Source organism: Mammaliicoccus sp. K-M42, assembly GCF_022386375.1.
Taxonomy (GTDB): domain Bacteria; phylum Bacillota; class Bacilli; order Staphylococcales; family Staphylococcaceae; genus Mammaliicoccus; species Mammaliicoccus fleurettii.
On the sequence record NZ_JAJNIS010000004.1, the window covers coordinates 78,569 to 93,554 of the forward strand.

Annotated in this window: 15 protein-coding genes; 6 read left to right on the top strand and 9 right to left on the bottom strand. The window is 30.3% G+C overall.

The genetic code is table 11. The annotated features are described in order from the left end of the window. Positions 1–12: 12 nt before the first annotated feature. Positions 13–1,002: a LysM peptidoglycan-binding domain-containing protein gene (locus LQ668_RS04095; RefSeq protein ID WP_107508963.1), complete on the bottom strand. Its 990-nt coding sequence runs from the start codon at positions 1,000–1,002 to the stop codon at positions 13–15. A gap of 245 nt (positions 1,003–1,247) precedes the next feature. Here LQ668_RS04095 and LQ668_RS04100 point away from each other — a divergent pair, with 245 nt between their 5' ends. From LQ668_RS04100 to LQ668_RS04110, 3 genes are all read left to right on the top strand, one after another. Beyond that, positions 1,248–2,507, top strand: coding sequence for a Y-family DNA polymerase (locus LQ668_RS04100; RefSeq protein ID WP_107508964.1), 1,260 nt, complete (start codon positions 1,248–1,250; stop codon positions 2,505–2,507). Between the two features lie 170 nt (positions 2,508–2,677). Next, positions 2,678–2,926, top strand: a complete 249-nt coding sequence (locus tag LQ668_RS04105) for a GlsB/YeaQ/YmgE family stress response membrane protein (protein ID WP_078357738.1) — start codon at positions 2,678–2,680, stop codon at positions 2,924–2,926. Between the two features lie 1,098 nt (positions 2,927–4,024). After that, complete coding sequence (locus tag LQ668_RS04110) at positions 4,025–5,005, top strand: ketoacyl-ACP synthase III (protein WP_319024421.1); 981 nt, start codon at positions 4,025–4,027, stop codon at positions 5,003–5,005. Between the two features lie 91 nt (positions 5,006–5,096). Here LQ668_RS04110 and LQ668_RS04115 read toward each other — a convergent pair whose 3' ends face one another. The 5 genes from LQ668_RS04115 to LQ668_RS04135 all read right to left on the bottom strand — a co-directional run bounded on the left by LQ668_RS04115 (position 5,097) and on the right by LQ668_RS04135 (position 7,984). Next, on the bottom strand, positions 5,097–5,564 hold the full coding sequence (locus tag LQ668_RS04115) for a GNAT family N-acetyltransferase (RefSeq protein WP_239773104.1): 468 nt from the start codon (positions 5,562–5,564) through the stop codon (positions 5,097–5,099). Between the two features lie 12 nt (positions 5,565–5,576). Further along, positions 5,577–6,170 (bottom strand): histidine phosphatase family protein, encoded by a 594-nt coding sequence (locus LQ668_RS04120; protein WP_078357741.1) that lies wholly within the window; start codon positions 6,168–6,170, stop codon positions 5,577–5,579. 164 nt (positions 6,171–6,334) lie between these two features. Further along, positions 6,335–7,306 carry a thermonuclease family protein gene (locus LQ668_RS04125; protein WP_238418528.1) on the bottom strand — a complete coding sequence of 324 codons (972 nt, stop codon included), beginning with the start codon at positions 7,304–7,306 and terminating at the stop codon, positions 6,335–6,337. 150 nt (positions 7,307–7,456) lie between these two features. Then, positions 7,457–7,615: a hypothetical protein gene (locus LQ668_RS04130; RefSeq protein ID WP_157946484.1), complete on the bottom strand. Its 159-nt coding sequence runs from the start codon at positions 7,613–7,615 to the stop codon at positions 7,457–7,459. Positions 7,616–7,630: 15 nt separating this feature from the next. Beyond that, the gene (locus LQ668_RS04135) at positions 7,631–7,984 is read right to left on the bottom strand and encodes a hypothetical protein (RefSeq protein ID WP_203153679.1); all 354 of its coding nucleotides are present in this window, start codon (positions 7,982–7,984) and stop codon (positions 7,631–7,633) included. A gap of 534 nt (positions 7,985–8,518) precedes the next feature. On the opposite strand from LQ668_RS04135, the gene LQ668_RS04140 reads away from it, so the two are divergent. Further along, entirely contained in the window at positions 8,519–9,823 is a 1,305-nt protein-coding gene (locus LQ668_RS04140; protein WP_107508967.1) for a TrkH family potassium uptake protein, read from the top strand. 76 nt (positions 9,824–9,899) lie between these two features. On the opposite strand, the gene LQ668_RS04145 is transcribed toward LQ668_RS04140, so the two are convergent. Next, positions 9,900–10,580, bottom strand: coding sequence for a hypothetical protein (locus tag LQ668_RS04145; RefSeq protein WP_107508968.1), 681 nt, complete (start codon positions 10,578–10,580; stop codon positions 9,900–9,902). Positions 10,581–10,855: 275 nt separating this feature from the next. Next, positions 10,856–11,275, bottom strand: coding sequence for an NUDIX domain-containing protein (locus LQ668_RS04150; protein ID WP_107508969.1), 420 nt, complete (start codon positions 11,273–11,275; stop codon positions 10,856–10,858). A gap of 1,074 nt (positions 11,276–12,349) precedes the next feature. Between LQ668_RS04150 and LQ668_RS04155 the strand changes: the two genes are divergently transcribed. After that, complete coding sequence (locus tag LQ668_RS04155) at positions 12,350–12,787, top strand: GNAT family N-acetyltransferase (protein WP_239775910.1); 438 nt, start codon at positions 12,350–12,352, stop codon at positions 12,785–12,787. A 192-nt stretch (positions 12,788–12,979) separates the two neighbouring features. On the opposite strand, the gene LQ668_RS04160 is transcribed toward LQ668_RS04155, so the two are convergent. Further along, positions 12,980–14,041: a DUF4352 domain-containing protein gene (locus tag LQ668_RS04160; protein WP_237687755.1), complete on the bottom strand. Its 1,062-nt coding sequence runs from the start codon at positions 14,039–14,041 to the stop codon at positions 12,980–12,982. A gap of 456 nt (positions 14,042–14,497) precedes the next feature. Between LQ668_RS04160 and LQ668_RS04165 the strand changes: the two genes are divergently transcribed. After that, on the top strand, positions 14,498–14,986 hold the full coding sequence (locus tag LQ668_RS04165; RefSeq protein ID WP_203153677.1) for a GrpB family protein: 489 nt from the start codon (positions 14,498–14,500) through the stop codon (positions 14,984–14,986).

Consider the following 14,986-nt stretch of genomic DNA (forward strand, 5'->3'; position numbering starts at 1 on the left):
TTTCTATCCTATTTATTTCAAATTCAATACTTGTCCTACTGTTAAGTCATTTGAACTTAAATCATTGAGTTCTTTAATTTCAGCTACACTTACGCCGCTTCTTTGAGAAATATTATATAATGTATCTCCTGATACGACTGTATGTGTATCTCCAGTAATTGTATCACTTGATTCATTCAACTGGTTATAGTGCTTTTGAACTAGACTATAAAACTGATTCATATCATATCCCCACTGGCTAAAGTAATTAATAGGATCAGTATGATCTGTTCCACCATAATATTGACTTATTGCGTTATGACTTATAACTGTTCCTGTCCCCTCATTATTATCAGCTAATGATGGTTTCAGTCCATTTTGATCTAACATTTTTGCTGTTAAGTATGCTTGGTTATTTACAGATTTAGCAAACTGATCGAATGTACTAGACTGTGCCAACTCTATTTGATAGAAATAGGGATTTGCTTTTGCACCAGCCCCCCATGCTAAATAATCACTTGAGGCTGTTTGTACAATTTCACTACTACCTGCATAAGCATGGACAAAGGCACTTTCGTAGTTATTATACATATAATTAATTTCTTCATCGATCGTACTATTAGAATTTGCTGTTTCATGAATAATCACGCCAATAAATTTATCTGACTTGTAATCATATTTTGGCAAACTATTCATTCTAGAATCTTGCGTAATCGTTGAAGGCTTAATATTATTTTTATCAATATAACTATTTACGTTTTGATAAGCTTCATTTGTATTGCGATTCGTTTCCATATCTGTTGAATGCTTTTCAGCAACTTTATTATGTAATTTTAAATCTTCGTCTGTTAATATGTTAGTTAATTCTTTTGGGTTCATCTTCTGTGCTTGTTCAAAACTAATTGATTTGCTTGTGTTCTCAGTCTGTTCATTATTTTTCTCATCCGCATTTACATAAAAATGAGATTGAGAAAGTAATAAACTAGATGTCAAAATTAAAGCTGTTCCAAACTTATACTTCATAATAATCCCCCTTAGATTTTATTGTTATATTGTATTACAAAATATAATTAATTAATATAGTTGAAGATTATTTCGCTATATTAAATATTTATTACAAACAATATATCGTTCCATTCAAAACATCAAATTGCTCATCTACCCGTTTATCAACATGATAAATATATTACTTTTTACACGACTTTTCACTTTACAAAACAGAACATATGTTCGTATAATAAAGATACTATATGACTGGGGTGATTTTTATGTATGACTACAGTTATTGCTTAAATCGGGATATTTTATGTGTAGATTTGAAGAGTTTCTTTGCCTCTGTGTCTTGCATTGAAAAGGGTCTAGACCCATTAACAACGAAGCTTGCTGTTGTTGCTGATACGAAACGTCCAGGTTCTGTCGTACTTGCTGCTACACCACCATTAAAAGCAATTGGCATTAAAACGGGATCTCGTTTATTTGAAATTCCTCAACGTAAAGATATTTATGTTATTAATCCATCTATGAAAAAGTATATTCAACTATCAACTCAAATTAGTAAAATTGCTTTAGATTATGTAGCACCTGAAGATTTTCATCAATATAGTATAGATGAGTTTTTTATGGATGTTTCAGAATCTTATCATTTGTTTGCTCATTCTCCTTTTTCACTGGCTATGCAGTTGCAAGAACGTATATTTAATCTTGCCCATATTCGCAGTACGATTGGAATTGGTTCGAATATGTTACTTGCTAAACTATCTATGGATATTGATGCTAAACATACCCAACTCGGTATATCAGAATGGCGGTACGAAGATGTTCCTAATAAAGTTTGGTCAATTCAACCTTTAAGAGAAATGTGGGGTATCAATAGACGTACAGAAGCTAAGCTCAACAAAAAAGGTATATTTACAGTAGGTCATTTAGCTAACTATCCAGTTGAATATTTGAAGCGGGACTTTGGCGTTATTGGTGTTGATTTACATTTACATGCTAATGGTATAGACGAAAGTATGATTAGGCAGCCACATAAGGCATATGATAAATCTTTAGGAAAGTCTCAAATACTCATGCGTGATTACAGTATGAATGAACTCAAAACTGTACTAAACGAACAAGTAGATGAAGTTTATTATAGATCCAGAAAGTTAAACTTATACCCTACTCGAATAAGTGTTAGTGTTGGCTATGCTGATATAGGCGGTGTTCGTAAACAATTTACAAATAAGAATGGGTTTATGAATACTTACGTCATCGTAAATTTATTATGGGACTATTTATCGAAACAATTAGAACCTAATCGACTTTATCGAACAATTGCTATTTCATTTGGTAAGTTTATTCCAAATCAAATTAAACAATTATCTTTATTTGACGATCCATTTCAAGTTAAGACAGAAACAATAGAGAATCATTTAGATTTTATACGTATGAAATATGGAAAGAATATTGTAATGCGAGGTTCAAGCTTATTAAACAGTGGTACATTGTTAGAAAGAAAAGATTTAATCGCAGGCCATAAAGCTTAATATTTTAAAGATATGTCATATACAAACAGCAGTAAAATATTGAATTTATCAAATATTTTCCAAATAATTACTTTAAATGTGTATTTTTCCAATTTATATTTTAAAGATGCGTTTAAACATCCTTCACTTTGGATATATAAGAAGAAGTGCAAAAATAGGAGGTAATTATTATGGGCTTTATATTAATGTTAATCGTCGGCGGTTTAATCGGCTGGCTTGCAGGAGTTATTTTAGGTAAAGATGTTCCAGGTGGAATTATTGGTAACATTATTGCAGGTATTATCGGTTCAGCAATTGGTGGATCATTATTAGGAGATATGGGACCAGTATTTGGTGGAATTGCAATTATTCCAGCATTAATCGGTTCAATCATCTTAATCTTAGTACTTTCATTTATTTTAAAAGCAATCAGAAAATAAATTGCTTTAAGAGCCGAGACATTTAATTGTCTCGGTTCTTTTTTATGTATGGAGAAAGTGAGCTTTGTGGGAATGGACTTGATTGTGTCGCATGTAGTTCATATGTCGTTTGATACTTAGATTCGGTTACTTAGACTGCGCTTACTTGCAGAATTATGAATTGTGCTCCTTACACTGTTCTTACTGGCAGAATTCCGAATTGTGCTCCTTAGATTGTTCTTACTGGCAGAATTCTGAATTGTGCTCCTTAGATTGTTCTTACTAGCAGAATTCTGAATTGTGCTCCTTAGACTGTTCTTACTGGCAGAATTCCAAATTGTGCTCCTTAGATTGTTCTTACTGGCAGAATTCCGAATTGTGCTCCTTAGACTGTTCTTACTGGCAGAATTCCAAATTGTGCTCCTTAGATACTAGTCTTACGGACATTTCTCAGAATTATGTCCCTTACAACAGCTCTTACGGACATTTCTCAGAATTTTGTCTCTAACAGCACCTCTTACGGACATTTCTCGGAATTATGTCCCTTACACTACCTCTTACGGACATTTCTCAGAATTTTGTCCCTTACAACACTACTTATAATATATTAAAATCAGAAATCCTATACAAAAAAACTGTCAACAAAGTCTCCTCTGCTGACAGTCCAACACATCACAGTAAAACTATGATGTGTTTATTAATTTACATATATACGAATAAATATTTTCAAAACCACTCTAGGTAAATAGCTTTGTACTCATTAAATACCCGGCGTATTGTATAAGTAAACATTGAATTTACAATACTTTCAAAAAAGTTTAATAATTCTTATCATTAATTAACCTTTATTCGTACCTTTGTTAAATAATTTACGAATAAATCTAAATATAAGCGCTGTACCTACATATCTTAGAATACGTTTTACCACATTACCCATCTATATCAACTCCTCATACATAGCTTTTATTTGGTTATTAACCTACTTTACTTCTATTACCCGAGAACAGATTATTATACACATAAAACTTATAATTAAATATATTCACGTGTTTAATACTTAGTATAAGTATGTAATAATAGTACTAGGTACTAAATATAGAGATAAATAAGGTGATAAAAGTGATTTCTTACGCAAAAATAACAGCTCAAGGTGCTTATGTTTCTGAAAAAGCAATGAACAATCAAGATTTCGAAAAAATTGTAGACACATCAGATGAATGGATACAACAAAGAACAGGAATTATAGAACGTCGAATTGCCAAAGATAATGAATATACCAGTGATTTAAGTTATAAAGCAGTACTAGATTTACAACAAAATTATAATATTGATTTAAGTGATGTGGATATGATTATCAACGCAACATTAACACCTGATTACAAAACACCAAGTGTTGCGTCATATATTCAAGCTAAATTAGGACTTGAGAATACTGGTGCAATAGATATTAATGCTGCTTGTGCAGGTTTTACATATGGTTTAAATATAGCAAATGGACTTATAACTTCAGGTCAAAATAAAAAGATTTTAGTCATAGGTTCTGAAACATTATCAAAAATAACTGATTATACGGATAGAAACACATGCATATTATTTGGCGATGGCGCTGGTGCATTTTTAGTTGAATATTCCGAAGATGATCCAAGTTTTATTACGAGTAGTTTTGGCTCTGATGGTAATAAAGGTGGTAATTTATATTGCTCAGAATTATCTAAAGAAATGTTTAACGAAGAATTGGAAAATCCCGGTTTCGTTGTTCAGAACGGAAGAGGCGTTTATAAATGGGCTGTTAGTACGGTCCCTAAAATTGTAAGTAATACACTCGATAAATCTAGTTATACAATAGATGATTTAGATTGGTTTGTACCTCATAGTGCAAATGCTAGAATGATTGAATCTATTTGTGAAAAGTCTAAAATTCAAAAAGACCAAACTTTAATGAGTCTTGCACACTATGGAAATACTTCTTCAGCAACAATACCATTATCCATTAACCTAGCAATTTCAGAAAACAAGATTAAAAAAGATGATCTTCTAATGCTAGTAGGATTTGGTGGAGGATTAACTTATTCATCTGTTTTAATTAAATGGTCAATATAATAAAAATAATACCCACTCTTAATTATTAAAAGAGCGGGTATTATTTATTTTGTGATTTATTCATTAAGTAAATATATCTTAACAAACAATATTACCTAAACTTCTCCATTCTATGGATACCTTCGTCGTCTTTTTCTTTAATACCATCTTTGAAATCATATCCATACTTTCTGTAAAACTGAACTGCAGTTACAGAAGCGGGTATTTCAATACGCTTTGCACTTTTAAAGTAATAATCATTTTCTAGTGTTTCAAGAATTAATTTGCCAATACCTCTCCCTTGATATTGTGGAGAAACAAAAATCGTAAATAAACTACTTTCAGTTTCACTACCCCAATACGGACCAATAGCTCCAGTTGCTATAATTTTAAAATTATCTTCAAATAAATAAAAATTCGTGAAGCTCGCTCTTTCTATTATAGATTCAGGTGTAATCGTCCTAACTACCTTCTCTATTTCTTCAATAGATTCATCTTTGATATTTGTCGTTCTCAACGTATGTATGATCAAGTCACATACTTCTTGAGCATCTTTTGTTTCAAACATTCTGATTTTCATGATGTCACACTCCTAGATTTCACCTATTCGATTATATTGAGATAAATGATTTATTTTATTATATTCAAGAATCTCTACTTTCTCATCAGTCATTTCAAGTGATGTAATCCCACCATTTGTAAGTTTAATCTTCCCTGTACCAATTTCTCCATGAGAATAATGATACAAGATCGCATTAATAAGCGCTCCATGAGATACAATAAGTACGTTTTTATTTCTATATTTATTTTGTACTATATCTAACCCTTTAGAGAATCGTGTTTTAAAACTATATTCTTCTTCTTGATTTGGATAAACGCGATCAGGATATAATTTTAAACGTTCGTCTAACGTCATACCTTCAGCATCACCGAAAGATAATTCTATAAACTCTTCCATTACAATTAAATCTACATTAACCTTCTCTTGAACAATTTTCGCTGTATCTTGCGCCCTTTTTAATGGACTCGTTACAATGTAATCTATATTTAAATTCGTTAAAAATTCACTACTCTCTTTAGCTTGACGAACACCATTAGAATTAAGCGGAATATCAGTCCTACCTTGAATCCTCCCCATTACATTCCAGTCCGTTTCACCGTGTCTTAAAAAATATAAATTTGTCATAATCATGACCTCTCTATAAAATGATTTAAAATCAATTGTACCATTTATAAAATGACAGTTCACGAAATAACATGAACTCAAAATAGTTAATACATATAATACCAATACAATGATAAGAGCCTGAGATAATAAATTTATCTCAGGCTCTTGAGGGTGTTTATTTATTAACTTGCTTCACATGCAAAGTTATCGCTGTCTCTATCATGTTTCGAGTCGTATGCTGGATGTGTGCTTGGTACGCCGTTTGGATATACTTTTCTAAGTGCTGTACAGTTTGGATAAGATTCACTACCACTATTACTTTCTACACTTGGTGTTTCCGTCGTTGTCTCAGGTTCGCTTTGAACATCTGATGTACTTGATGTTGATTGTTCAGAAGAATGATCTTCTTCAAACGCACTTCCAAGACTCCAAACACCTAATTTTTGTTCTTTAGCTATTTCTTGTGCACTTTCTAACTGATTTAAATAACGTGTACTAGGTGGATAAACATATGCTACTTTTGCTAAACCTTCTTTAACTAATATTTCATTAACCATTTCGCCATCAACATATATGTATGCTAAATATCGTTGATACTTATCTTGCTCGCCACCTACATCAAATTCGACTTCAATTTTATTTGCATTAGTGAGTAATTCTTTCGTTCTATCTGAAGCTTCTTGCCCAAAAGGTTGTTTCCCGATTCGAGGATGCTTCGTTTCAGGTGTATCAATTAACAGGAATCTAAATGATTCTTTGCTGCCATTATAAATAAACTTAGCCGTATCCCCATCAACTGTTGATGCAAGCTCAACTGGTATTCTATCAGTTGTACCTGGCGTATATGACTTTTGTTCTTCTTTCTTTATATCAGTAGAAGTACTTTCAGTTTGTTCTACTTCAACTTTCTCTTCTGAACTTTCTACTGTTTCCTCTTCTTTAACTTGTTCTTTCTTATCTGATTCATTTTTCTCTTCAGATTTTTTCACTTTATCTTCAAGACGTTTATTTGTTTCTTCTAATTTTTTCTGTTCACTTTTTAACTTTTCATTTTCCTTACTAACTTGGTCATTTTCCGTATTATCTTCACTGCAACCACCTATGATAATCATCACGATAATAATACTTACAAACCATAACAAACCCTTTTTCATTATTTTCTCTCCTAATTAAGTCATCATTATTTTAATAATACCAAATTTTTCAGAAATTAATATTAATATTTTAAAATATCGCTTAATTTAATAAAAAAGGATTATATTTACAATCTATGTGCAAAAAAGTAAAAACACCTTTACGATGTTTTAATCAAATATTTTAAAAAGTAATTTTATAGCCCATCCAAACATCCTTGGAATAATAAAAACTGCACCTTTAATCAAATCCCAAATTATAAAGAATCCTTCAAAAAAATCCCAAAAACTAAAATTGTTCTCTTTATTCTTCTTATATTTTTTTCTCATAAATACCTCCACAGATTAGATAATCATTCTAGTAAAAATAAATTCAATTACAAATTTCAGCCCTCTTAACACTTGAACAAAAACAATTATCATCGTAACTAAAAAGAAAATTAATGAAGGTATACCCACTTTCATCCCTTTATTCCAATTTTTGATTGAAGCAATAAGAAATAAAGATATCAGTGATAAATAGGACATGCCAAGACCAATTGTGGTACCTGCTTTATTCTGATGTCTAAATTTACCCATTAAAGAATCATAAAAAACATCTCTAACCCCTAAATTTGAAGTATATATATCAAAACTAACACCAAGTATTACTAACAAAGCATTAAATATAACAACAATCCCAATAAATACACGAACCATTCGATCACCCTTTATATTATCAAATTTATGTAATAACAATTATAAAACAATAGTATTATAATTGTGCAATAAGGGCAACCTGATGTAGCAAGTCGCATCTAAAATATCATCTTATCTTTAGATCACAATTCTTTCATATAAAAATTTTCTAATACTTATGATAAAATATTAATAATAAATAAATTTGAAATATTTAGAAGAAACAATCGGAGGAAATATGTACTTATTATGTGGCATTATAATAACCATAGTAGGATTGCTAGTAATAATATGGGAAGGAAAAAGTATTTTTAACATTTTTCTATTTTCGTTTGGTGTACTATTAACCCTATTTGCTATATTAAAATTTTTAAGTGAACTGTTTTTCAGATGAAAAAATATAAGTTTTCAACAAATATAATAAGTAAGAAAATCTCTCAACCGTAATGATTGAGAGATTTTTTGTTTGATCGAATTAATAATTTCAACTTTATAATTGCCTTTCTTGTTATATAGGATTAATATCAATTTATCTCATATAAAAGGTGATATAACATGAACACTATATCTAAATTAACGATACTTTATCTTACACTCTTTTTGACTACAACAATTGTTGGCTCCATATTGCTTTATTTACCGATAACAGGAAGAAAATCTATCCACTTTATAGATGCTTTCTTTGTTGCTACAAGTGCTTTTACAGTAACCGGACTTTCAACAGTGGATATACCTAGCCAATTCAATGATTTAGGTTATCTAGTTATCTTATTATTAATACAAATAGGTGGCTTAGGTATTGTTACATTAACCATTTTTATATTGATTTTAACAAGAAAAAATATCTCTTTTAAAAATAGAGAATTATTATTATATACATGGAGCGAGGATAATGATTCTGGTCTCTTAAAAATAACGATGCGATTAGTCATTTTTAGTTTAATAGTAGAATTAATTGGTGCAATCATATTATCCGCAGTATTTATCCCTGACCACGGCATAGCAAAAGGTGGATTCATTAGCATATTCACATCAATTTCATCATTTAATAATGCAGGATTCTCACTATTTTCTAAAAGTCTGATTCCATATAGCGATAATTTAATAGTAAACGTTATCGTTCCATTGTTAATCATCATAGGAGGCATTGGATATATCGTTATATTAGATTTATGGCAATCAAAAAGAATAACTAAATTAAAATTACATTCAAAAATCGTGCTAACTACTACAGGAATATTAATTTTTATCGGATCCCTATCATTTTGGTTATTAGAATTAAATAATACATTAAAAAACGATAACTGGATTGTACAAATATATAAATCAGTATTTCAATCCGTTTCAACACGAACAGCTGGTTTTAATACTGTAGATATTGGACAATTACATGATTCCACCCTTTTAATATTCGATATGTTGATGTTCATAGGTGCAGGTCCCATGAGTACAGGTGGCGGAATAAAAGTCACGACCTTTACAATAATATTAGTATATATATACTCACAATTAAAAAGCCAAAAACATCCTCACATATTTAAGAAAAGTATTATCAACGAACAAATTAATAAAGCAATCACAATTGGCTTTTTATCAAGTATTTTAGTATTAATCACAACCTTTATCATATCGATTCAAAACCCAAAATTCAGCATGTCACAAATATTATTTGAAACAACATCAGCATTCGGTACAGTCGGACTATCAACAGGTATTACAGCAGATTTAACAACAATATCTAAAATCGTACTAATCCTTTTAATGATAATAGGTAAAATAGGTATTCTGATCATTATGGCTATATTTATCCATCCAAAAAAAGAAGGATATTATTATTCAACAGAGAAGGTTCATTTGTAGAATAATTAGTTAAAAATGCAAATTACTATATATTCACCAACATAGACAAAAAAACCTCACGCTAAGTGAGGTTTTTTTATTCTTCAATTCCATCTTCATCAAATTTACTAACCATGCCATACTCGTCCACAATGTAAGAACCTGCAAGTTCACCATCTTTAGTATAGTAAGCAAATCCCCAACTACCATCATCTCTATGCTCAGGTTCTTTAAATGTGTAAGAATCAGTATCCAAAGTTTCACCTTCGTAATCTTCAACAAAATCCATAACATTCGATCTATCAACTATTTCATCAGAAGGTTGATTATCATCAGGTAATTCATCGTAAATAGATTTTTCTTCACCACTTTCCACTCTTAACGAACTTTCATATGCAGCACTTGCAGGTCCCTCTAATACATTTCCTTGTGGTATAACATCATTACTCACTGCACTATTGTATGCAATAACTTTTTGTTCTTCAGTGTAGTCACCATATAATATTTTAACTAACGTATCTCTATCAGTAACATTTTTATAATTCAAATTTTTATTTTCTTCTTCTGACGACTGTTGTTCATCAGTCGTAACTTCTTCTGTTGATTGTTCTTCAGTATTAGATGCCGACTTATTAGCATTTTCCTTTTTAGAGTCTTCCTTTTGCTTGTTATCTTGCTTATTCTCTTCATTATTATCATTAGATGAACTATCTTCTTTCTGACCACATGCCGCTAACACTAACATTGATGAAAAGAATAAAATAATTAATTTTTTCATTCATTTTCCCCCTTAAATGTATTTAACATGATTAATTTGATTATAAACTAATCGCACACTATAAGTACACATTAAATTACATTATACACTATAGTTTGATAATGACTTGTTTCTCTGATGAGGCAATACTGTGGCAACAAAAATAAAAAGCCCCCAACCACAAAGGTTGAGAGCTATATAACAATTCACCTTATCTAACAATAAAGGTTTATACGTTTGGGCTTTTATTAATTTTTTTGTGTCAGAATTTTTATAACACAATAACGATAGAGGTTTCAATCTAAAGACTCACTGAACATAATACCTTTTCGTATATTTAAAATATTATCTTTTACTATTGGAATGACCTCATAGTTAGGTTCTGTTAACCAAATAAGTTCTGAACATTTATTCGGTTCATTATTCCTTAGTGCACCTGTCCAATCATTGACTTTTACATAATAGTCTATCCGATTGACTTTATATCTATAGCAAACATGCTGTATTTCAATTGATTGAGGATCAATAATTATATTCAATTCTTCATTAGCTTCTCTTATAGCTGCTTCATGTGGTGTTTCGTTTTTTTCTATATGACCAGCAGGTAATGAAAGTTTGCCATCCTCATAGCCTGTATGATATCTTCTCAAAAACAAGCATTCCCCATCTTTTTCTATAATCATATAAACTGCTGGTATAAGCATATTTCTCTCCATGATCTTCCCCTCCAACTTAATATACATATTAGCATATCAAAGGTAACTCAATGAAATCTATTATAATTAGACAACGAATATAAATTATGGTAATTTTATAATATAAAAGGACGATACACATACATGCATCGCCCTCACGAGCCCGTTAAAAAGACGGTAGCTTTGTTGATTGAATTATAAAAAATAACCATCAAAACCGGCTAAAGTTAGAGATGGTTATTTTTTATGGTCATTTTTACTAATTAGCACTATACCAATGATTGAAATGACAACCATTAATATCTCATAATCAGTCAATGTTGCACCTTTCTTGGAGCTCTACCATATTTCATAAGCATCACCCCATTGTCATGAGATTAGCCACCATCTATCCAACTTGCTCACTTTAATATTTTATCTACATTACCAATTTTTGTCTAATAGCGAAAAACTTAAATATGCACTTGATTCTATGCATATTTTCAATTTTTATAACAACTGATTAGATATTCATTATAAAAGTTATAGTTAACTGCATATATCGTCAAAATAATCTCAATAGACAGCATCTATGAATTATGGTAATTTTATTATATAAAAGGGCGATACACATACATGCATCGCCCTCACGAGCACGTTAAAAAGACGGTAGCTTTGTTGATAGAATTATAAAAAATAACCATCAAAATCAGCTAAAGTTAGAGATGGTTATTTTTTATGGTTATTTATACTAATTAGCACTATACCAATGATTGAAATGACAACCATTAATATCTCATAATCAGTCAATGTTGCGCCTTTCTTGGAGCTCAACCATATTTCATAAGCATCACCCCATTGTCATGAGATTAGCCACCATCTATCCAACTTGCTCACTTTAATATTCTATCTACGTCTCCTTTGATCACCTCCTAAAAATAAGCCTCTACTTACTAATATAGCTAAACATAAAGCATGACCATTTTTAATACCTTTTTTACACTATATCCCAACAGCTTATTCGTTTTTATATTTTTTTGTGACATAAACATGGATTGTATTGTAGTTATAAAATAAGCTAAACTAAATATAGGTTTTTAATAAAGGAGGTTAATTATGCACTTTAGAAAAATATATACTGAAGATTATAATGATTGTGCTAAAAATTTAGTTTCAGCATATGCAGGTCCACCTTGGTATAATAAATGGACTGATCAAGAAGCCTTACTTAGAATTGAAGCGACAATGAGTGGTTTTAATTCAAGAGGATATGTTATCGAAAACGAGGATACAATAATAGCAATGTGTATAGGTCGTATTGACTATTATTTTAATAACTTTAATCAATTTTTTATTGATGAATTTAATGTTATACCTAATCAACAAGGATTTGGCATCGGAAAACAACTCATGAATTTTATTATAGATGAAATGAAGCAAGAAAAAATAAATAAAATTTTCCTTATTACCGGTGGAGAATCAGCATCTAAATTTTATGCTAAAAATAAGTTTGAAATAACAAATGATGGGTTTATGATGGAACTTGATTTGTAAAAAAAATTGATATTATATTTGAGTTTAAAATTTAATCACTTGTATCATAACAAAAAAACAGCCCACCAATTATGTAGTGAATATTGATATTTAAGCAAAAATAAATAAGACACCCATCCAGATTATAAAGAGTTTGGAAGGTGTCTTACTTTTATATTTATAAACCTTTTTAATTATAATATTAATATGTAACTATTCTTCATCTAAAGCCTTCATTTTTTCTTCGAATTCTGCATCTTCTTTTGCTTGGCGCTCTTCTTCTTTACGCATTTCTTCTTCATATGCTGCGTCTTCTTTTGCTTGGCGTTCTTCTTCTTTACGCATTTCTTCTTCATATGCTGCATCTTCTTCTGCTTGTTCTTTTTCATATGCTGCGTCTTCTTTTGCTTGACGTTCTTCTTCTTTACGCATTTCTTCTTCATACTCAGCGTCTATTTTTTCTTGTTCTTTCAAAAAATCATCATATTCTTTATCTGCTTCATCGCCTAATCGATCGTATTCTTTCTCAATTCTCTCTAATAAGTCATTATACTCTTTATTTGTAACACCACGACTTACACGATTCATCTTTTCTCCTTCTGTTAAAGAATTATATTCATCGACTAAATAATTGTACTCCTCAGCAGTATAAGGATAATCCTCACTATCATCTTCTGTTTCCTTCATTTCATTTGTTGTTTCATTTGTACTTGTACTTGAATTTGTATTACTATTCCCTTTAATATCAGATTTCCTAATTTTCCATTTACCACGTACCGTATCGAATAAAGGCACAAAATCCATCTCTAGCGTATATCTTTGAGAATCTGGAACATCATAATATATATACCCTGTACCTATATTCCCTTTATTTAATAAATGAGAGAATCCTGCATGATTATCATCTGTTCCAAACCACTCTTGAAAGTTTTCTTGTTTCGATTTCATCGTAAATGCAGAATTATCAACTAGAACTTGGTCATCATTATGATTTTTAAATTTAAATGAAACTTTAAGCGCTTGTCCATTTTCAGGAGCACTATATTCATCATAATCATTATTAAATTCAACTTTGGTTACTATTATATCAACACCGTCTGCATCAACAACTTCTCCCACTTTAAATGTCTTCATTTGCTCATTTGCCTTACGTTTACTGTGTGTTGATTTATGCTTTTTGTTATCATTCGACTCAGCTTTTCTTTCAATGTTCGAACTATTGCAACCTACTAAAAATAATCCCGCCACCATTATTAACAACATAATTTTTTTCAATTTTCTATCCTCCATTTATGATAATTAAACATATCATATCACAAAAGAAGTGATATGATAGCACAAAATTAAATTGCCCTTAACTTTTTACTAGTTATTTTATATTTTAAAAAAAGAGAGTGCTGTAATCACCCTCTCTTTCATTACTTTTCTTGTGAAAATGTTTGTAGGTCACGTTGTTTGACTTGATTTTGCTGGCTATCATTACCGACTTTAGGTTGTTCTAATGTTGGCTGTTGTATAGTTCGCTCTTCAGTTATTACTTCTTCATTCTAAAAATCTCTTTTTATATGTGTCTTAGACATTCATCATTCATTTAAATTATTCCTAATAATCTTATAAAAGTAATTTTATTACTTTTTGATAAATAATCTACAGCTTATTTAAACTATAAACTAGAATATTTATTTAGTGTAATGGTACTATAATTAAATATATTGAGGAGTTGAACAATCTATGAAAATCACGATTGAACCACATAATTCTAATTGGGCTAACATGTACGCTAAAGAAGCTAACAAGATTAGCCAAATTTTTGGTAAAGACTTAGTTGACATTTACCATATTGGTAGCACAGCTATTCCGGGTATAAAGGCTAAACCTATTATCGATATTTTGCCTGTTGTTAAAGATATAAACAAAGTTGACCAGTATAATTCATACTTTGAGAACATTGATTATGAAGTGCTTGGTGAATTTGGTATTAAAAACAGAAGATACTTTACAAAAAGTGATAAAGTTACAAAAGAAAGGCTTTTTCATGTTCATACATTCGATATTTATAATCAGTTCGATATAAATAGACATCTCGCATTCAAAGCATACTTAATTGAACATCCAGATGTCGCAAAACAATATTCCAATTTAAAAGAAGCATTATTTGTTAAATTTAATGGTGATAAAGAAAACTACATAAACGGTAAAGATTCATTTATCTTATTTTAA